Source organism: Mycobacterium sp., assembly GCF_049281135.1.
GTDB lineage: Bacteria > Actinomycetota > Actinomycetes > Mycobacteriales > Mycobacteriaceae > Mycobacterium.
In genome coordinates, this window is the sequence record NZ_JBAPRN010000631.1 from 1 (window position 1) to 19160 (window position 19160).

Sequence of the window (19160 nt, forward strand, 5' to 3'; positions counted from 1 at the left end):
GTTCTTATCACTCTCGGCATCCGGAAGGTACCCGATCGAAAACGGCACCATCGCGCGCAGTGCCGGCTCACCGTTTTCGATTGCCGATTTCACCGACCACGTCGTCGAGTCGCAAGTTCCATACTCCACCGCCTTGCACGCGACACTCGATGGCGGCCGCCATCTGACCGGGCCGCTGGCGCGTTATTCCCTCAACTCGTCCGCCCTATCACCGATAGCAGCGCAAGCCGCCGCTCGAGCCGGGCTATCAGCAGAATGCCGAAATCCCTTCCGCAGCATTATTGTCCGCGCTGTCGAAGTCGTCTACGCGATCGAAGAGGCGCTGCGAATCATCGACGAATACGAGCGGCCGTCGCGCCCGTTCGTCGACGTTCCGGCCCGCGCCGGAGTCGGACATGGCGTCAGCGAAGCACCCCGCGGCCTGCTGTATCACCGATACCGGATCGACGAGGACGGGCTGGTTTCCGCGGCAACGATCATCCCGCCTACCTCCCAAAACCAAGCGGCCATCGAAGCGGACTTGGGTGGAGTCGTTTCCGACAACCTCTCTCTGGATGATGCCGCGCTGGCCACACTGTGCGAAAAGGTGATTCGCAGCTACGATCCCTGCATCTCATGCTCCACGCACTCCTTGACGCTGACGGTGCAGCGCGGGTGACCGGTGGATGCTAAAGGAATTGTCGTTGTCGGCCTCGGCAATAGCTACCGGCGCGATGACGGCGTAGGCGTCGCCGCCGCGGCGGCGATAGACGATCTCGCGTTGCCCCATGTTCGTGTGGTTACTAGCGTCGTTGACTCATTGAGTCTGCTTGAGGCGTGGTCGGATGCCGAGTTGGCGGTGGTGATCGATGCCGCTGTCGTCACTCCCTCAACGCCTGGCCGCGTCCGTCGTTACACCGCGGGTGATGTGGTTGATTCGGTTGAGGAATTGAGTTCGCACAGTGTCGACGTGGGCCGCACGCGTGCGCTGGGTCAAGTCCTTGGACGAGTGCCTGACGCGCTGGTGTTGTTCACCATCGAAGTGGCAGATACCGATCATGGCACGGTATTGACCCCGCAGGTCGCTGCTGCCGTACCCAAAGTGGTCGGCATGGCAGTAACCGAAATCAAGGGCTACTGAGGCCCAGGGAGGCGACGGCGGCGCCCAGCTTCGCGGTGACCTCATCGACGATCGCCGTGAGGGCTGGCCGACGTGGGCCGTAAATTCCTGGCGACCCATCACCCCGACCGACGCGAGCGAGCGCGCAGTATTTTTGACGATCACGCTCCATCCCTCGGCGACATTGTGATCGTCGACCTCGAACAACACCTGATTGTTTATCGCGGTGCTGAGCAACTTGGTGCCCTCCGCGGTGCGCAATAGGATTGTTCGGCGTTGGACGACGAAGTTGACCGGGAAAATCTCGGGTCGACCGTCAACGCTCGTGACAAGCCGGCCGAGCGTCACACCTGCCAACAGATCCCAGCATTCTGGCTCCGCCAGGATGCTGACCCCGTCTTCGTTTTGGAGTTGCTACGTCATAGCGAAGAGGCTATTGACGAAACGGGGGATTTGCGCCTGCCGAAAGTCCCGTCGCGCAGGGACCAAAGTTGCAGCCGCTCAGCCCGGTATTCCTCGCGATCGGGCTTCGACAGGGGTGCGCGTGACGACATGCTTCGGCGGAGTGGCGAATCAGACTGATTACGGGTGCACACCTCTACGCTGTGCTCCTACAGATCACCTGCGGATCTGCAAGACTTCGTCCAACGGAGCCCGGGGCGTTGGTGCCGGAAGGCCTTCTATTAGCGGTGCAAGCCCCACGCGGATCAGCACCTGTGGCTCGCCTCGTTCGTTGATCAGGCTTCGCACGACATCGCGGCTTTCGTCCACCTCGATCAGATGGGTCAGCGTGCAGGTCGCCATGCCGGCCATGGTGCACTCCAGCAGCACAGTCGACAGCGCCTCGCCGCACCTCAGCACATCCGCCTTACTGTCATCTGGGGTAGACAGCACGAGAATTTTCGATCCATCCACCGTGACCTCGGGACGCCGATCGTCGTGGCTTCTGATCGGGAATTCGCGTCCCACATCGACGCGGTAGTGTTCTTTGTCGGACGCTAGTGCGCTCGGAGGTATACCCTCGTTGACTACGAATGGCGAAGTCCACCAGTCAAGTTCGGCGTGGTAGGACCAATCGTCGCGGCGAACAACCTCGGTGAGGTATGAAGCTTCGACCAACAGTGGCCGAGCGTCGTCGGCGAGCACGTGAAGTGTGACCGGGCCGTCATCGAACATGTTTCGCAGGACAGGTTCGTAGGAGTCCCAAAATGTAGGCCAACGCAGCGGAAGCCGATCGGTTCTGCGTCGAAGAATCGCTTCGGCACGGTCGCGCTGGGTGTCGGTTACGTGATCTGTCGGGCTGAACTCAATCGATGCCAACTGGTCGGGTTCGTTCGCGCTGGGAAGCCGTTTGATTTCCGCGTGCCAACCTGACGCCCGCATCGCGACACGAAGGTGATCGAGAACGGCGCCGCAACTCATGATCGCCTCGCGGCCCGAATCGTCCGTGCCTGGAACTGTTCGGTAACGATCGACGAACAGGCGCAGAACCGGGCCCTCGGCCACCCAACGCCACGGCTGGCTGTTGTGCACGGATGGAGCTCGGCAAGCCAGTAACACCGCGTCCTTGAGGACTTGGCTGTCCAACGTCGCATGCATGTTGGTCACAACCTCTCACTGCGCTCGTGCTTTGCCGTCGACGCTAGAGGGGCAGCGGCATTGGCGACTAGGGTCGTATGTCCCCGTCGGCAAGGGCCGTTCGCCAGGAAACGCTGCTGTGCCAACGCTCGTTGACGACGAAGACCTACCGGACATGTCGTGGACGGCCGTATGAACGGTCTAGCAGCCCGGCAGGGTCCAGCGACCTGACGCTGAGGACCAAGGACTCTGGCGTCAGACGTCCGTCTGCCTAAGAGTCGTAGCTATATGGGAAGAAGGTGAAACGCAGTGACCCAAACCATCGCGGACACAAGGGTAATCAAGACGGCGGTCGACCTGGCCTGTCGTGCTCCCTCACTGCATAACAGCCAGCCTTGGCGGTGGATCGCTGACCCAACGAGTGTCGACTTGTTCGTTGACCCTAGTCGGACAATCACATCGACTGACAGGACCGGTCGCGAAGCTATCATCAGCTGCGGCGCCGCGCTGGATCATTTTCGGGTCGCAATGGCTGCCGCTGGTTGGACCACGAATGTCGAAAAATTCCCCAATCCAAACAATCTCGACCATCTCGCCTCGATCGCCTTCGCGTCGGTCGAATACGCGTCGCAATCCGGTCGCGAGCTTGCGGACGCGATACTGCGTCGCCGAACCAACCGATTACCCTTCCGCGCTCCAAAGCACTGGGCGAGGTTAGAAGCCTTGCTGCGCAGCTCATTTGAAAATAATTTGGTCATCCTCGACGTGTTGGCCGATGACGTGCGACCGCGGCTGGCGGAGGCTTCTAGACTCACCGAAGTCCTCCGTCGCTACGACGACCGATATCAACATGAATTACGTTGGTGGACAGCGCCGTTGAGGGACTCGGAAGGGATACCCGCAAGCGCGATGGTGTCAGAGTCGGATAGCCACAGAGTCGAACTGAACCGCCGTTTTCCCGCCGACCGGTATGCTGAGCGGAGTTCTGCGGGCACCGACGACAGGGCGAAGATCCTCGTGTTGTCAACATTCACAGACGCGCGTGTCGATGCCCTTAATTGCGGCATGGCTCTTTCATCGATCCTGCTTGAGTGCACGCTGGCTGGACTGGCGACGTGCCCGGTAACGCACATCACGGAACTGAATGCCAGTCGCGACGTCATTCGGGATCTCACGAGTTGCCCCACAGCGGTACCTCAGGTCTTGATCCGCGTCGGCATCGAACCTCCGGACGAGTTGACTCCCAAACCGACGCCGCGGCGACCCTTGAGCGAAGTGTTTGAGATCCGGTCGCCGTCGTGAAGGGCCCAGCGGGAAGCCGGAAGGCGTAGGAGCGAGGCACATGGGCAAAGGTCACCCAACAACATTTGCGATGCGTTTCCGCGCGCAGAAATCTGCCGAATACCCGATTGCTGAGCTTCGAACTAAAGCGCGGTCTTCGCGTACTGATAGGTACACCCGTCATCGGAGGATTCCCGAACGCAAGCAGTTGAATCGCTATCAAGCATTCATTATCGCAAGTTCGCTCTGGTCGCTTCGTAGTAAGTCTGCCTGGGTCCGGGCAGGCAGGTTGGCCGCAACAAGCCGGACACACAAGGACGCGCTTCTCGTCACTGGTCGTGTAATGCCTAGCAATCGCGTGTCATCCGAGAGAGGCAGCGAACCATCGCCAGGGCAAAGCGGACTAACGGCTCCCGTCGGGTGACGTAAGTCCCTATCGGCGAATGCGGCGGGGCTGGTCGGATGGACCTAGTAAGCAAAGCACTTTCGAGAGTTGTTCTGAGAGGAGTTGACAGTCATGGCGGTTGCGCCAGGGGTGACAGTCGTCATCGTTCAGTCACACCCGGTTTGGGCGGCTCAGCAGCGTGCATATGAGCGCAGTGAAGCCATGCGCCGTCATCCGTCGTACTTGGCCCGAAAGATCGCTGCCGCACAGGGCGGCAACAACATTTCGACGAGGGACGGCTCGCTCCGTCTCGTCCGTCATTAGGCCTAGGAAAGAGCGTGATGCAAGAGTTGGCCACACTTGGGTCGATCTTCGTCGGTATCGACGGCTCAAAGGCCGCGATAAGCGCAGCACTGTGGGCGGCCGACGAGGCGGTTAGTCGTGACGTCCCGCTGTGTCTCGTGAATGCGGTGGAGCAGGGTGGCACCCGGGATGCAGGTCGTATGGCGCACGATCACACCGCCGCAGAAAACGCGCTTCGCCAGGCGGTCACGGCAGTCGAGGCCACCGGGCAGCCAGTAAAAATCGAGACGGAGATCGCCAGTGGTTCTCCGGTCAGCGCGTTGATTCGCGCGTCGGCATCAGCGGCCATGGTGTGCGTTGGCGCGGTCGGATTACGTCACTTCCAACCCGGCCGGGTGGGTTCCACCGCAACGGCTCTGGCCTTTTTGGGACGATCCCCTGTGGCGATTGTTCGAGGTCGCGATGGCCACCGCCGACAGCCGGATGAGATTGTCGTCGATGTAGACAGGTCTCCTGAGAACGGGGTATTGCTGGGCGCCGCCATGGGGGAAGCACTGTTGCGGAATGCCCCAGTTCGGGCGGTCATCTGCCGGCAGGCCGTGGCGGGTGATGACAGAGCAGAGCGGGACCGCGATCGCCGATCAGGTGCCGACCTCGATCGTCGACTGGCTCGCTGGCGGCGGGGGTATCCGCACGTCGAAGTTGAGTCGGTGGTGGTGTACGGCAGCCTGCTGGACTACCTCGCCCGTAACCACCGGTCCGCGCGGTTGGTGATTGTCGGCGCTAGCAACCGCCCGCACCTGAGGGAACTTTTCGGGCCAATTGGCACTGCGATGCTGCAGGACGCTAATAGTTCATTGCTCATAGTCAATCGCCAGAATTTGTGAGATTCAGCAATTATGAAGATGTGGGATATTGAGTCAGCGTTCCATGAATTTGCTTTGACCGGTCAGGGAGGATTTTCAATGGTTAAGGTTTTCTTGGTCGACGACCATGAAGTCGTTCGCCGCGGCCTCGCTGACCTGCTCGCGTCCGACCCTGACCTCGAAATCGTCGGAGACGCGGGCTCGGTCTCCGAAGCAAAGGTGAGGATAGCGGCGTTGAAGCCCGACGTCGCCGTACTTGACGTTCGTCTTCCCGATGGCAGCGGAATCGAACTGTGCCGCGACCTGCTGTCCGACCTTCCGGACTTGCGGTGTTTGATGTTGACGTCGTTCACCTCCGATGAAGCAATGCTCGAGGCGATCCTGGCCGGGGCCAGCGGCTACGTCGTCAAAGACATCAGGGGCATGGAGTTGGCTCAGGCCATCAAAGACGTCGGTGCAGGTAAATCACTACTGGACAACCGGGCGGCCGCTGCGTTGATGGCAAAACTCCGCGGCTCCACGGAGCGTAATGATCCGCTCTCCGGATTGACCGACCGCGAGCGGACGCTACTTGCACTTCTCAGTGAAGGGTTGACCAATAGGCAGATCGCCGCCCGAATGTTTCTGGCCGAGAAAACGGTGAAGAACTACGTATCGCGGCTGTTAGCCAAGCTCGGGATGGAGCGGCGGACCCAAGCGGCGGTGTTCGCCTCGAAATTAGACCAACAGTCCGCCCGGCCCACATTGGGTGCAGAGTGATCGCCGGCGGAGCATGCGCGGCGCGCTTTCGGGGCAACTCATCACCTGGGTGGCCGTCGTCGCGGATCTTGGGTGTCTGATCTCAAACGGACTAAGCTGACCACCGGCACCTTGCGGTGTCGCTTTGCGTATCACGCAGGCTGCCACGGGGCTGAAGCGTCACGGAGGTGTCGGCCGATGGCCAGCGACGACAGCGGCTTGGCCTTTGCCGGACTCGGTCAGCGTGGGCTGGTGCACAGGATGCATGAGCAACTCGACGAGTTGATGGCAGCGCGCGACCAAATGAAGCAATTGCTCCGCGTGATCGTCGAGATCGGTGCGGATCTGGATCTCGACTCAACACTGCGCCGGGTCGTTTCAGCGGCCAGGAAATTGACCTCGGCCCCCTACGGCGCCGTCGCCGTACGTGATCCAGCGGGCGCGTTGATCGCGTTTGTCCACCAGGGAATTGACGATGACCGCGTACAGCGAATCGGGCACTTGCCGGTTGGCAAGGGAGTTCTCAGCCTGTCGCTCTTCGATACGCCGGTGTTGCGTCTGGATGATCTCGGCGCGCACCCGGCTTCGGTTGGGTTCCCCGAGCAGCATCCCCCGATGCAGGCTTTTCTTGGAGTGCCGATCACCATCCGGGGAACGATATTCGGCAACCTTTATATAACCCATGACGAGCCGGGCCGGGTGTTCTCGGAATCCGATGAGGTCGCCGCCCGTGCATTGGCGTTCGCCGCGGCGGTCGCCATCGATAACGCGCAGCTGTTCGAGCGCGAGCGCACATCGGTGAAGTGGATGGACGCGAGCCGCGCAATCACCACCGCCCTGCTTTCCAGTGTCGAGCCAACCCGGTCGCCTTTGCAGTTGATCGCCGAACGCGCGTGCGCTCTGACCGAAGCCGAACAGGCGATCGTACTTGTCCCGGACGACGCCGACCTGCCGAATGACGAAGTCGACACGCTGATTGTCTCTGCCGCGGTGGGGCTTCGTGCCGCCGAAGTTATCGGCCAGCGGGTTCCGGTGGACGCTTCCTCCAGCGGCAGCGTTTTCCGCTCCGGCGAGCCGCTGATCACCGAGTTGTTGAGTTACCCGATTCAGGCCTTCACCGATGTCGGACAACGCAGTGCGATTTTGATGCCGCTGCGGGCTGACCATGAAGTCGCCGGGGTGATCGCTGTCGCCCGCAGCGCAGACCGGCCCCCATTCGACAATAGCTACCTCGATCTGGTGAGCGATTTCGCGACTCATGCTGCCATAGCACTCATGCTCGCGTCCGGCCGCGAGCATGCACGCCAGCTGACCATTGTCGCCGAGCGTGAGCGCATCGCGCATGACTTGCATGACCATGTCATTCAAAGGTTGTTCGCCGCAGGCATGAATCTGCAGGGCACGGTCGCCCGGGTACGCTCACCCGAGGTTTCCGAACGGCTCAACCGCACGCTCGACGATCTCCAAGCCATCATCGAGGAGATACGCACGACCATCTTCCAGCTGACATCCCCGCTAGAAACCGATGGCGGGTTTCGAAATCGGATTCAACAAGTGGTTGCCGACCTGACCGGAAATCGCGACATCGTCACCACCGTGCGCATGCACGGGCCGATGACCGCCGTTGGCGGCGAACTTGCCGAGCACGCCGAAGCGGTTGCCGCGGAAGGTATCAGCAACGCCGTGCGTCACTCCGGTGCTTCACGATTGACCGTCGAGGTCGATGTCGCCGACATGTTGACTCTCGACATTATCGACAATGGTTGTGGCATACCCGTCGACAATCCGCGCCGCAGCGGACTGGCCAATATGTCGTACCGTGCTGAACAGGTTGGTGGTAGCTGCGAGATCACCAGTCCGCCTGATGGTGGTACTCGGGTCCACTGGACCGCTCCGCTGACCGACCACTGATACCCAACGAAACCCTCGTCAGCACCTGCGAACACGAGGCTAACGGAGCACCAAATCCGTTGCCGCGCGGTACCCGAGGTGATCAATATGAACGACGCGGCACGTCTGTGCCGGGACCAACGGCGCAGATGTGGGGCCCAATGACCCTGCCAAATCCCACGGATCAGCCATAACGTCATGTGCAGTCATGGGCATGACCGGACGGTCATATCTATGGTCGACCTTCAGGACCACTTCGGGTTCGATCGGTCGAGACGCGTCGAGGAGGGACGATGAGCAGTCATGCGGTGGGATTCGCGGACACATGTCGACTGCGAGATGGGCGACTCGTCTCGCTGCGCAGCCTCGGTGCCGCCGATGCCGAAGCTGTTGTCGCGCTTCATCGATGCCTCAACGATCATGACCGCTACTACCGCTTCTTCACCCTGAGCCCCGTTCATCTCGACCAGCTGGTAAGTAAGTTGATTGAACCCACGGATGGGCGTTGTGCCCTTGGCGCATTTGATGGAGAACGACTCATTGGTATCGCGAACTACGCGGTCGTTGATGACCCGACGGTCGCCGATGTCGCGATCGTTGTCGCACATGCGGATCACCTGCATGGCGTCGGAACGGCACTGCTCAGACGGCTGGCTCAGATCGCCAAAACTCGCGGGATACGACGATTCGTAGCCGACATCCTGTCCGAAAACCAGACCATGCTCCAAGTCCTGTCCGATCTGGGTTGGTTGGGGGACCGGCGGCTTTACGGATCAGTTCGTCACGTGGAGATCGAGCTTCCCGACTGTCCCGCAGACGCGTCGACCTCCAACGATCTTCCATAGCACGGAGTATGAAATGGTCTCGACTACAACGAAATACGGAATATTAGTTTGTGTTGATGGGTCGGCGGCATCTGACGCCGCCGTAGCCTGGGCAACCCACGAGGCCATCATGCGGCATCTGCCTATCACGCTGCTGCACGCTGAGGCTCCAGTTGTAGTCGGCTGGCCAGTGGGCCCGCTGTATAAGGACATGCCCGAGTGGCAGAACGAAAACGGACAGCACGTCATCGACCAGGCGCGAAAGACGCTGAGCGCTAACCTGGGCGAGTCTAAGCTGCCCGAAACGCGCACCGAGATGGTGTATTCCAGCGTTGTTCCTACACTGATTGACGCCTCCAGAAGTGCTTCGATGATCGTAGCCGGCAGCCAGGGCCTGGGTGCGTTGGGCCGCCTGCTGCTAGGTTCGGCCGCTACGGCACTAACGCACCATGCGCACTGCCCGGTCGCGATTATACATTCCGGTGAAACCGCGGCCGCTGACTCCAATGCGCCTGTGCTACTGGGCATCGACGGATCCCCTGCGTCGGAAGCGGCGACCGCCCTTGCCTTTGATGAAGCTTCCCGCCGAGGGATCGGGCTGTTGGCGCTGTACGCGTGGAGCGACGTGGGAGTGTTTCCCATGCTCGGGATGGACTGGCGGGATAGCGAGCGTAAAGGACAGGAGATCCTCGCCGAACGCCTCGCCGGCTGGCAAGAGCAGTATCCCGATGTGCACGTCGAGCGGTTGCTGTTCTGCGATAAGCCTTCCCGGTGGTTGCGTGAGGAGTCTGAACGTGCCCAGCTGGTGGTAGTCGGTAGCCACGGGCGCGGGGGGTTTCCCGGCATGCTTCTGGGTTCGGTCAGCTGCGCTGTCGCTCAATCGGTAACAGTCCCAGTTATCGTGGTTCGCGGCAGGTGACAAGACGCCCATCGTTGCGTTGCAGGGTCTTTGGTCCCTCCATGATGAGTACATTCGGCAGGCACCTGGCCCCGTTGCGTCCGCTAGTTTCATGGCTTATGACCTATGTGATCGGCACGGCGTGCATAGATGTGATGGATAAGTCCTGTGTTCAGGAATGCCCAGTCGACTGCATCTACGAGGGTGCCCGGGCAATGTACATCAACCCCGACGAGTGCGTGGACTGTGGTGCTTGCAAGTCGATTTGCCGCCTCGACGCGATCTACTGGGAGGGCGATCTGCCCGACGACCAGCAACAGCACCTCGATGACAATGCTGGCTTCTTCAGCCAGGTGCTCCCGGGTCGCAGTGCCCCCCTGCGCTGTCCGGGTGGTGCCGCCGGTGTGGGGCCAATCGGCGTTGATACACCGTTGATAGCCGCGGTGCCTGCACCCAGCGAGTGATCGTTCCAGTTCGCGATTCGTGGGCTGAGTGGCGCGAAAGCTCCATCGGGTCTGCCGCCGGTTGGTTCTATTCGATAACCCTGATCACAGCTGATCGAAAGTCGGAATCGGCCCAGCTGGTTGCTGTAGGTAGCCGCCGCCGAGGCGCTGTAACTGGCGCCGCTGCGGGGCTCGGTCGGCGATACCGGTCGTGCACGCGGTCCGCATGCGGTGATCGTGGCGCGGCCGTCCTGAGCGGATGGGGCCTTTCGGCCGCGCGGATCGGGACTTCTGGCTCCTGACTGACGGTGACCGGGCTCCTAGGGTTCCAGTCATACGAAGTGGATGCCGTCGTCGACTGGTAACGGCGACAGGGAGATTGGATGATCGATGAGCCACAACATGACAGTTTTCACGGTTATCGCGGTTGCGGCGCTGCTGCTCTTGCTTACCGCCTCGATTCGGGTTGTGCAGCAGTATCAGCGAGGTGTGCATTTCCGCCTCGGCCGGGTGATCGCGGTTCGCGAACCGGGACTGCGCCTGATCATCCCGGTGATCGACCGGCTGTGGCGGGTTTCGATGCGCATCGTGACCATGCCGATTCAATCGCAGGGCATCATCACGCGCGACAACGTCAGCGTCGACATCGCCGCGGTCGCGTACTTCCGCGTCGTCGATGCCCGCAAATCGGTCGTAGTGATCGAAAACGTCGGGGCTGCAATAGATCAAATCGCGCAGACGACGCTGCGCAATGTCGTGGGACAACATTCCCTCGATGAGGTCCTCGCCCAAACGGAGAAGATCAACGCCAGCATCCGCCAGATCCTGGACAGCACCACCGTGGAATGGGGCGTGGAGGTGACCCTCGTCGAACTCAAGGACATCCAGCTTCCGGACAGCATGAAACGCGCCATGGCCCGCGAGGCCGAGGCTGAGCGTGAGAAGCGAGCCAAAATCATTGCTGCCGAAGGGGAGGCACGCGCCGCCGCGGCCCTCGGCGACGCTTCCGACACTATGATGCAGCACCCGCTGGCCCTACAGCTGCGGAATCTGCAGACCCTGGCCGAACTCGGCGTGGAGAAAAACACCACCGTCGTGTTTCCCGCCCCGTTGATGAGCGCGATCGGAGAGCTCACCGGCTTTCTGAACCGCGAGCGCACCGCCTCGAGGTCCGGCCAGCCTAACGGGGTATCCGACCCCTTGCTCACCCACGCCGCGAATTTGCACTGAATACCGTAGCGCGTCACCAGATTGAACTGTGAGAGTAGGAATGAAATGTCAAGTCAAGCAGTGAATTCAGGTGTAGTGGTCGGCGTCGACGGGTCTCGATCATCCAAGAGGGCTGTTCAGTGGGCGGCGCACGAGGCGAGGATGCGCAATGTGCCGCTCACTCTTGTTCATGTGGTCGTCACGCCGTCCTGGGGTCCGGCACCATGGCTATTGTCTAATGCCCCTCTTCCGCTTCCCGCCGAGGAAGACCCGGCATTGGAAAAGTCAGGCCGGAAGATCATCGCGGATGCGATCAAAATCGCCGATGAAAGTACTCGCGAAACTGGCCGTCCTGAAATCAACAGCGAGCTGTTCTTTTCGGTACCCGTGCCGACACTTGTCGGCCTGTCCAAAGAGGCGCGAATTGTAGTTGTGGGGCGCCGCGGGCAGCACCGTCTGCGTGGAGTCCTGCTCGGCTCGGTCAGCACGGGGCTGATCCATCATGCGCACTGCCCGGTCGCAGTGATCGGGGATGCAGCTCCAATCGGACCGAAGGACCCCAGGCGGCCAGTAGTGGTCGGCATCGACGGTTCGCCTGCCTCGGAATTGGCCACCGAGATCGCGTTCGACGAGGCATCACGGCGACGTGTGGACCTGGTCGCCATACACGCTTGGCGAGACGCAGACCTATCAAAAGGCATGAGCATGGAATGGTCAGTGCAGCAATCGATCGCGAGTAAAGACTTGGCCGAGCGGCTGGCCGGCTGGCGCGAACGCTTTCCGGATGTCACTGTCCATCCCCGCGTCGTGTGGGACAACCCCGCCGATTACCTGCTTGATGAGGCCAAGGCAGCCCAGCTCCTAGTCGTCGGTAGTCACGGCCGCGGTGGATTCGCAGGGATGGTTCTGGGATCAGTCAGTACGGCCGTTGCGCATGCTGCCCGTATTCCCGTGATCGTGGCCCGGCAACGCTAACCGCAACCCGGGCGAACCAACAAGGTCTCACGGGCATGTGGTTGGGGACTAAAGCCTCATGACCGCGGACCGTCGGGCCAATAGTGTTTTCGGTGACTGACGACAAGGGAGAAGCGAAATGTCTTTACCTGCCAAGCATCATGGCATCGTCGTCGTGGCCTGGCCGGTCTGAGTATCGGCGAAATCGCGCTAAAGACAGAGATTTCCAATTACGAAGGTTGCGATCATGGCGAACAGGCCCGTTGAGTCGAGAACGACTGCGGTGCCCTACATCGATGTGCACGAAACTCACACGGGCATGGTCGTGCTGGTCGGAGGCCGCGCGTTCAAGGCGAAAAAGCCTGTCTTGACTGACTTTCTCGACTTCCGCACGCTTGAGCAGCGCGAACGCGCATGCTTCCGGGAAGTCAAATTGAACAGTCGGCTGTCTCCCGATAGCTACCTTGGAGTCGCGCATCTCAGCGATCCCAGCGGGGGGCCGGCGGAGCCGATTGTCGTCATGCGGCGGTACCGCGATGAGGACCGGTTGGCGTCCATAGTGACACGTGACCAGTCTGGGCACTCGGCCCAGCGACTACTCGACCGTATCGCCGAAGTGCTGGCCCACTTTCACGAAAAGGCCGCACGTAATCCGAAAATCAATGAGCAGGGGACACTTAGCGCGATCGAGCAACGCTGGCATGAGAACCTGGCGGAACTGAAACGGCACGCAGCCAAGTCAATTTCGAGAGTATCGAGCCGTTCTATATCGAAAATTCAGCATCTAGTCACCGAATTTATGTTGGGGCGAGCGGCTTTGCTTACGAATCGCATCGAAGAAGGACACATCGTCGACGGCCACGCCGACCTGCTCGCCGACGACATTTTCTGCCTCGACGGTGAACCGGCTCTGCTCGACTGCCTGGAATTCGACGACGAGCTCCGTTACATCGACGGCATCGATGACGCTGCGTTTCTTGCGATGGACATAGAGTTTCTGGGCCGCAAAGATCTTGGAGACTATTTCCTCGAGCAATACGTCGCACACTCGGCGGATACGGCGCCGTCGGCACTTCGAGACTTCTACATCGCGTACCGTGCGGTCGTAAGAGCCAAGGTTGACTGTGTGCGACTGTCGCAGGGCAAATCAGAGGCTGAAGCCGATGCCGCTACGCACGTGGACATTGCGCTCCGGCACCTGGAGAGCGGAGCCATTCGGCTAGCGCTGATCGGTGGTAGTCCGGGCACCGGAAAATCTACCCTCGCGCATGCTCTTGCTGAAAAGGTTGGAGCACAGGTCATCTCCACCGATGACGTGCGTCGGGAATTACGAGAATCAGGCGCTATCAGCGGAGATCCGGGTGTTATGGACGCGGGTCTTTACACTCCGGACAACGTCGCGACCGTGTATGAGGTAGCGCTGCGCCGGGCCGGTGCGCTTTTAGGCGAGGGGCACTCAGTGATCCTGGACGCTACCTGGCGCGATCCGCAAATGCGTACACACGCTCACCGCCTTGCGATGGAAACGCACTCGGTGATGGTGGAACTCAGGTGCGTGGCTACGATTGACACGGCCGCGCACAGAATAAGGACGCGGCGGCGTGGGAACTCCGACGTGACTCCGGAGATCGCGGTGGCGTTAGCCACCCAAAGCGACCGCTGGGACGACGCATACCGCGTGGACTGTTGGCGGGGACGCGAGCTCGCAGTGCTACGGGCTCACGATGTCTGGCGCCGGGCAGTCTAGACAACGAGTAAACATGTCAGCGAAAACTACTGTCAGAGAGTATGCATGCCGATCCGCCCGCAAATCTCTTGGATCGCACTCATAAACGGGTAGGTCCAGGCCGCCACCCACAGCTGGGAGTAGCCGAACTGTACACCGGTCTGGCTATAGGTTTGGATGCCCGATGGGTCGTCGTCGGACGACCCGGTGACGAAACCCGGCCCCAGAATGCGCCATGCGGATGCGGCGCGGGCACGTACCGTCACGCCTGCATGATGACACAGTCCGGTGACGGTTGGTCCGGCAGCGCGCGCCGCGCTAGACCCGCCTGACGCTCGGTAACCAGACACGCCTGAGTGATTGATTCGTGACGCGCGACGCATCGGGCGCCGGACCGAACTGCGCTCAGTTGCCGGTCTGACTAGCGGCTTGAAACCCATGATCCCATGCCCAGTTTGCGATGGCTGGGTCGTCCTCGCCGTATTCCCTCGTATAGCGACGAGCATCTAGCCGGGCGTCGACCATCCGTTGTCGAAGCTCAGCGACATGATCGCCCAGCCTGTCGACGCGGTCGATGACATCCATGACAAGGTGGAAACGGTCTAGGTCGTTGAGCATCACCATGTCGAAAGGTGTTGTCGTGGTGCCGCGCTCCTTGAATCCCCGCACGTGGAAGTGGGCATGGTTGTTCCTGCGGTAAGTCAACCGATGGATCAGCCACGGGTACCCGTGGTAGGCGAATATGACCGGCGTGGTCGTCCCAAAAAGCGAGTCGAATTCCCTGTCGGACAAACCATGCGGATGCTCCGAGTTAGGCAGGAGTCGCATGATGTCCACGACATTGATCACTCGGACCCGCAACCTCGGCAGCTCGCGGCGCAAAATATCTGCCGCGGCCAGCGTTTCCAGCGTTGGAACATCCCCAGCGCAGGCCAGCACCACATCCGGCTCGCCCGCGGTGTTGCTCGCCCATTGCCAAATCCCGAGACCCCGCGCGCAGTGCCTGATCGCGTCGTCCATGCTCAGGTACGTCAGCGCCGGCTGCTTGCCCGCGACCACAACGTTGACGTAATTGCGACTGCGCAAGCAGTGGTCGGCCACCGACAGCAGGGTGTTGGCGTCCGGTGGTAGGTACACACGTACCACCTCGGGTCGCTTATTCGCGACGTGGTCTATGAAGCCTGGGTCCTGGTGCGAGGCGCCATTGTGGTCTTGGCGCCAAACATGTGAGCTGAGAAGGTAATTGAGCGAGGCAATAGGACGACGCCACGGAAGGCGGGAGCTACTCGTCAGCCATTTGATGTGCTGGTTGACCATCGAGTCAACGATATGGACAAACGCCTCATAGCAATTGAAGAGACCGTGGCGACCGGTCAGGAGATAGCCTTCCAACCATCCCTGGCAGAGGTGCTCTGACAGCACCTCCATCACTCGGCCATCTGCGGCGAGATGATCGTCGCCAACAATTGTTTCAGCAGTCCATGCGCGATCAGTGGCCTCGAAGACGGCAGACAGGCGATTGGATGCAGTCTCGTCGGGTCCCATCAGCCGGAACCGGTCGCCGTTGCGGGCGATGATGTCGCGCAGAAACGTACCGAGGACCTTTGTTGCTTCAGCGGTTTCGGTAGCCGGTTCGGCAACCGTTACTGAGTAGTCGGCGAAGTCTGGCATGTCGAGGTCATGGAGCAATAGACCACCGTTGGCGTGTGGGTTGGCGCTCATCCTGCGATTGCCGACAGGCGCCAGAGCTCGAAGGTCGGCGCGCAGTGTTCCTTCTTCGTCGAACAGCCTCTCCGGGTTATAGCTGCGCAGCCATTCCTCCAATTGCTTTCGGTGCTCTGGGTTGGTGCGCGTCTCTGCCAGCGGGACCTGGTGTGAACGCCAGGTCCCCTCGACCTGTTGCCCGTCGACGATCGCCGGGCCCGTCCATCCCTTGGGAGTACGCAACACGATCATGGGCCACATTGGCCGCTCGGTGGCGCCGTCGTAGCGAGCCGCTTGCTGGATCGCCGCGATCTGGTCGAAAGCCTCATCAAGTGCCGCCGCTAGTAGCTGATGCGCAACTTTGGGGTCATCGCTTTCCACGGTGATCGGCAGGTAGCCGTACCCGCGGAGGAGTGAATTAAGTTCGGCTTCAGGAATTCTCGCCAACACGGTCGGGTTAGCGATCTTGTACCCGTTGAGATGAAGTATCGGCAGGACCGCCCCGTCGGTAACCGGGTTGATGAACTTATTCGAGTGCCAGCTTGCGGCTAACGGACCGGTTTCGGCTTCACCGTCGCCAATCACACAGGCCACCAACAGATCCGGGTTGTCGAACGCAGCGCCGTAAGCGTGCACCAGGGCATAACCGAGTTCGCCGCCCTCGTGGATGGAGCCTGGTGTCTCGGGGGCCACGTGACTGGGGATGCCACCGGGAAAGGAAAACTGGCGGAACAACTTGCGCACACCCTCGGTATCCGCACCGATCCCGGTGTACACCTCGCTGTACGTGCCCTCCAGGTACGCGTTGGCAACCAAGCCCGGCCCACCGTGGCCCGGGCCCGTGATGTAGATGACGTTCACATCACGCTTGCGGATGATCCGATTGAGGTGCGCATAGATAAGGTTCAACCCCGGGGTGGTGCCCCAGTGTCCAAGTAATCGTGGTTTGACGTGCTCAGCCTGAAGCGGTTCTCGCAATAGCGGATTGTCTAGCAGGTAGATCTGGCCCACCGACAGGTAGTTGGCCGCGCGCCAGTATTCGTCTATCAGGCCCAGTTCGTCGGAGCGCAGCACTGTCATAGGTTAATTATCACGTCTTACCGCATCTCTACCTAGTGCCGACAGCCATACGAACCACTGCCAAAGGTCCGTTGAAAGGGCGGGACGCGGGGCCGGATCGGCGCCCGCGGGTGGTTGGCTCCGTACCTCATCGTTCCACGACCATGCCTTTCGGCCGGGCAGGGTGTAGCGTGAGGGTGTTGGTACTCCCAGCCCATCCGGAATGGCTCAGCTTCTGACGCTGATCTGCCCGAGCATCCGCTCAAGCCGGACATGAGGTTTTGACCGTCCAGTCGGGATAATTTTGAATGCTCCATCGTCGTTTCAGTCGTTGATTGCTCCCTTTGGGATGCAACACTTTTCGTATATGCCGAGCTTTGGCATCGTCGGTACCTACTCGCCGACACCGTGCGGGCTGGCGACCTTTAGCGCGGCCTTGGCGGGCGAGTTGGCAGCTCGGGGCGCCGCCGTCAATGTCGTTCGGATCGCCGACGGTGACGTCTCCGAGGAGCCGAACGTCTCCGGCGAGCTCGTCAATGGCTCGGCTTCGTCCGTAGAGGCAACGTCCGAGCTCCTCAACCAGAGCGACGTCGCCGTCATCCAGCACGAATACGGCATCTATGGCGGTCCCGACGGAGATGAAGTCGTCCAGATCATGGCCGGATTGCGCGTCCCGTCGATTGTCGTCGTTCACACAGTGCTCAAACATCCGACACCACACCAACGTTTGGTCCTCGAATCGGTCGTGGCATTGGCCGATCAAGTGGTCGTGATGTCGGAGGTGGCCCGCCAACGCCTGTGCGCAGGCTTCGCCGTCGACCGCCACAAGGTCACCACCATTCCGCACGGCGCGGCACTCCCCAGCGCCAACGGCGGGCAAAATCCCGACCGGCCGACCATCTTGACCTGGGGTCTGCTGGGACCGGGCAACGGCATCGAACGAGTCATCGACGCCATGGCTTCGCTGAAGAACCTGCCCAACCCGCCGCGGTACGTCATCGCCGGCCGCACTCACCCTAAAGTCCTTGCCGCGCAGGGGGAAAGGTATCGCGAAGCACTTGTCGCGCAGGCGAACCGCCTCGGCCTCGCCGATTTGGTGTCCTTCGACGCCGTGTACCGCACCCCCGACGAGCTCACCGCCCTCATCCAGACGGCTTCCGTCGTCGTCCTGCCTTACGACTCGAAGGACCAGGTCACCTCCGGAGTGCTGGTCGACTCCCTCGCGAGTGGTCGCCCGATTGTCGCCACTGCTTTCCCGCACGCGGTCGAGCTCCTCGGCAGCGGCGCGGGCACCGTCGTCGCTCACGACGATCCCGACGCACTGGTCGTGGCGGTGCGCCAGCTGTTGACCGATCCGAATGTCGCCGACTCCATGGCCACCGAAGCCCGCGGGCTGGCCCCGAAGGTTGCCTGGTCCGTCGTCGCAAACGCCTACGTCGGCGTGGCACAACGGCTGCTGGCCACTCAATCGGCACCGACGTGACCGGCGCCGCGCCCGCGCCGGTGTTCGCGCATCTGTTGCGTATGACGGACCATCGCGCCACCTTCGAGCACGCTCGCGTGGCCGAGCCCCGCCGCGACCACGGATACTGCACCGACGACATGGCCAGGGTGCTCGTCGTCACCACCCGCGAACCCAACGCGACAGGCGCCGTGAAGGGCCTTGCAGGTAAGGCCCTGCAGTTCGTGAACGACGCCCAGGCCCACAACGGCTCCTGCCGCAACCGGATGGACCGCGCCGGAAATTGGACCGACCAGCCCACCACGGACGACCACTGGGGCCGGTGTATTTGGGGGCTCGGCACCGCCGCCGCCCACAGCAGCGTCAGTCTTGTGCGCCGACTGGCCGTGATTCAGTTCGAGCGCGCCGCCAAGGTCAGGTCGCCGTGGCCGCGGGCGATGGCGTTCGCCGCCGTCGGCGCCGCCGAACTCCTCAGCGTCGAGCCCGGTAATTCCACCGCCCTGCGACTCCTCGCCGACTACGCCGCCACCGTCGCGAGCCCCAAGACCAGATCCGACTGGCCGTGGCCCGAGCCAAGGCTCACCTACGCGAATGCGATTCTCCCCGAGGCGATGATCGCTGCCGGCGTCGCGCTGGACGACACGGACCTGAAACAGCGTGGCCTGGATCTGCTGGAGTGGCTGCTCGACTACGAAGCGTTTGACGGCCACCTGTCGCCCACCCCCGTGGGCGGCCGGGGCC

General features: G+C 61.4%; 17 protein-coding genes and 1 pseudogene. 14 read left to right on the forward strand and 4 right to left on the reverse strand.

Going from position 1 to position 19160, the window contains the following annotated elements:
* On the forward strand, window positions 1-658 hold a 658-nt coding region (locus WAN02_RS24935), incomplete at its 5' end, for a nickel-dependent hydrogenase large subunit (protein ID WP_422267422.1).
* A 3-nt stretch (window positions 659-661) separates the two neighbouring features.
* Window positions 662-1120: a hydrogenase maturation protease gene (locus WAN02_RS24940; RefSeq protein ID WP_422267424.1), complete on the forward strand. Its 459-nt coding sequence runs from the start codon at window positions 662-664 to the stop codon at window positions 1118-1120.
* A 114-nt stretch (window positions 1121-1234) separates the two neighbouring features.
* Here the strand turns inward: WAN02_RS24940 and WAN02_RS24945 are convergent.
* Window positions 1235-1486, reverse strand: a pseudogene (locus WAN02_RS24945) (pyridoxamine 5'-phosphate oxidase family protein); the annotation flags it as partial.
* Between the two features lie 231 nt (window positions 1487-1717).
* Window positions 1718-2698 carry an Acg family FMN-binding oxidoreductase gene (locus WAN02_RS24950; protein WP_422267451.1) on the reverse strand — a complete coding sequence of 327 codons (981 nt, stop codon included), beginning with the start codon at window positions 2696-2698 and terminating at the stop codon, window positions 1718-1720.
* Between the two features lie 288 nt (window positions 2699-2986).
* On the opposite strand from WAN02_RS24950, the gene WAN02_RS24955 reads away from it, so the two are divergent.
* The 10 genes from WAN02_RS24955 to WAN02_RS25000 all read left to right on the forward strand — a co-directional run bounded on the left by WAN02_RS24955 (window position 2987) and on the right by WAN02_RS25000 (window position 14215).
* Window positions 2987-3979 (forward strand): Acg family FMN-binding oxidoreductase, encoded by a 993-nt coding sequence (locus WAN02_RS24955; protein ID WP_422267426.1) that lies wholly within the window; start codon window positions 2987-2989, stop codon window positions 3977-3979.
* A gap of 705 nt (window positions 3980-4684) precedes the next feature.
* Entirely contained in the window at window positions 4685-5533 is an 849-nt protein-coding gene (locus WAN02_RS24960; RefSeq protein WP_422267453.1) for a universal stress protein, read from the forward strand.
* Window positions 5534-5611: 78 nt separating this feature from the next.
* Window positions 5612-6271 (forward strand): response regulator, encoded by a 660-nt coding sequence (locus WAN02_RS24965; protein WP_422267428.1) that lies wholly within the window; start codon window positions 5612-5614, stop codon window positions 6269-6271.
* A 240-nt stretch (window positions 6272-6511) separates the two neighbouring features.
* Window positions 6512-8161 (forward strand): GAF domain-containing protein, encoded by a 1650-nt coding sequence (locus WAN02_RS24970; protein ID WP_422267455.1) that lies wholly within the window; start codon window positions 6512-6514, stop codon window positions 8159-8161.
* Between the two features lie 272 nt (window positions 8162-8433).
* Window positions 8434-8985 carry a GNAT family N-acetyltransferase gene (locus WAN02_RS24975; protein ID WP_422267430.1) on the forward strand — a complete coding sequence of 184 codons (552 nt, stop codon included), beginning with the start codon at window positions 8434-8436 and terminating at the stop codon, window positions 8983-8985.
* A 13-nt stretch (window positions 8986-8998) separates the two neighbouring features.
* On the forward strand, window positions 8999-9883 hold the full coding sequence (locus tag WAN02_RS24980; RefSeq protein WP_422267432.1) for a universal stress protein: 885 nt from the start codon (window positions 8999-9001) through the stop codon (window positions 9881-9883).
* Between the two features lie 98 nt (window positions 9884-9981).
* Window positions 9982-10326 carry a ferredoxin gene (fdxA, locus tag WAN02_RS24985; RefSeq protein WP_422267434.1) on the forward strand — a complete coding sequence of 115 codons (345 nt, stop codon included), beginning with the start codon at window positions 9982-9984 and terminating at the stop codon, window positions 10324-10326.
* 381 nt (window positions 10327-10707) lie between these two features.
* A complete protein-coding gene (locus WAN02_RS24990; protein ID WP_422267436.1) occupies window positions 10708-11535 on the forward strand; it encodes an SPFH domain-containing protein in 828 nt (275 codons plus the stop codon).
* A 45-nt stretch (window positions 11536-11580) separates the two neighbouring features.
* Entirely contained in the window at window positions 11581-12489 is a 909-nt protein-coding gene (locus WAN02_RS24995) for a universal stress protein (RefSeq protein ID WP_422267438.1), read from the forward strand.
* 226 nt (window positions 12490-12715) lie between these two features.
* Window positions 12716-14215, forward strand: coding sequence for an AAA family ATPase (locus WAN02_RS25000; RefSeq protein WP_422267440.1), 1500 nt, complete (start codon window positions 12716-12718; stop codon window positions 14213-14215).
* 32 nt (window positions 14216-14247) lie between these two features.
* Here WAN02_RS25000 and WAN02_RS25005 read toward each other — a convergent pair whose 3' ends face one another.
* Window positions 14248-14460, reverse strand: a complete 213-nt coding sequence (locus tag WAN02_RS25005) for a divalent metal cation transporter (protein ID WP_422267442.1) — start codon at window positions 14458-14460, stop codon at window positions 14248-14250.
* A 139-nt stretch (window positions 14461-14599) separates the two neighbouring features.
* Window positions 14600-16978 carry a phosphoketolase family protein gene (locus WAN02_RS25010; RefSeq protein ID WP_422267445.1) on the reverse strand — a complete coding sequence of 793 codons (2379 nt, stop codon included), beginning with the start codon at window positions 16976-16978 and terminating at the stop codon, window positions 14600-14602.
* 346 nt (window positions 16979-17324) lie between these two features.
* Between WAN02_RS25010 and WAN02_RS25015 the strand changes: the two genes are divergently transcribed.
* Complete coding sequence (locus WAN02_RS25015; protein ID WP_422267447.1) at window positions 17325-18440, forward strand: glycosyltransferase; 1116 nt, start codon at window positions 17325-17327, stop codon at window positions 18438-18440.
* A partial coding sequence (locus WAN02_RS25020) for a glycosyltransferase (RefSeq protein WP_422267449.1) occupies window positions 18437-19160 on the forward strand: 724 nt, incomplete at its 3' end. The genes WAN02_RS25015 and WAN02_RS25020, both read left to right, overlap by 4 nt.

What these genes read in the sequence shown, in the direction of transcription:
- WAN02_RS24965 (WP_422267428.1), top strand. Translation starts at nt 5,612, where the DNA reads ATGGTTAAGGTTTTCTTGGTCGACGACCATGAAGTCGTTCGCCGCGGC.
- WAN02_RS24975 (WP_422267430.1), top strand. Translation starts at nt 8,434, where the DNA reads ATGAGCAGTCATGCGGTGGGATTCGCGGACACATGTCGACTGCGAGAT.
- WAN02_RS25015 (WP_422267447.1), top strand. Translation starts at nt 17,325, where the DNA reads ATGCCGAGCTTTGGCATCGTCGGTACCTACTCGCCGACACCGTGCGGG.
- WAN02_RS25000 (WP_422267440.1), top strand. Translation starts at nt 12,716, where the DNA reads ATGGCGAACAGGCCCGTTGAGTCGAGAACGACTGCGGTGCCCTACATC.
- WAN02_RS25010 (WP_422267445.1), bottom strand. Translation starts at nt 16,978, where the DNA reads ATGACAGTGCTGCGCTCCGACGAACTGGGCCTGATAGACGAATACTGG.
- WAN02_RS24980 (WP_422267432.1), top strand. Translation starts at nt 8,999, where the DNA reads ATGGTCTCGACTACAACGAAATACGGAATATTAGTTTGTGTTGATGGG.
- WAN02_RS24990 (WP_422267436.1), top strand. Translation starts at nt 10,708, where the DNA reads ATGACAGTTTTCACGGTTATCGCGGTTGCGGCGCTGCTGCTCTTGCTT.
- WAN02_RS24960 (WP_422267453.1), top strand. Translation starts at nt 4,685, where the DNA reads ATGCAAGAGTTGGCCACACTTGGGTCGATCTTCGTCGGTATCGACGGC.
- WAN02_RS24995 (WP_422267438.1), top strand. Translation starts at nt 11,581, where the DNA reads ATGTCAAGTCAAGCAGTGAATTCAGGTGTAGTGGTCGGCGTCGACGGG.
- WAN02_RS24970 (WP_422267455.1), top strand. Translation starts at nt 6,512, where the DNA reads ATGCATGAGCAACTCGACGAGTTGATGGCAGCGCGCGACCAAATGAAG.
- fdxA (WP_422267434.1), top strand. Translation starts at nt 9,982, where the DNA reads ATGACCTATGTGATCGGCACGGCGTGCATAGATGTGATGGATAAGTCC.
- WAN02_RS24950 (WP_422267451.1), bottom strand. Translation starts at nt 2,698, where the DNA reads ATGCATGCGACGTTGGACAGCCAAGTCCTCAAGGACGCGGTGTTACTG.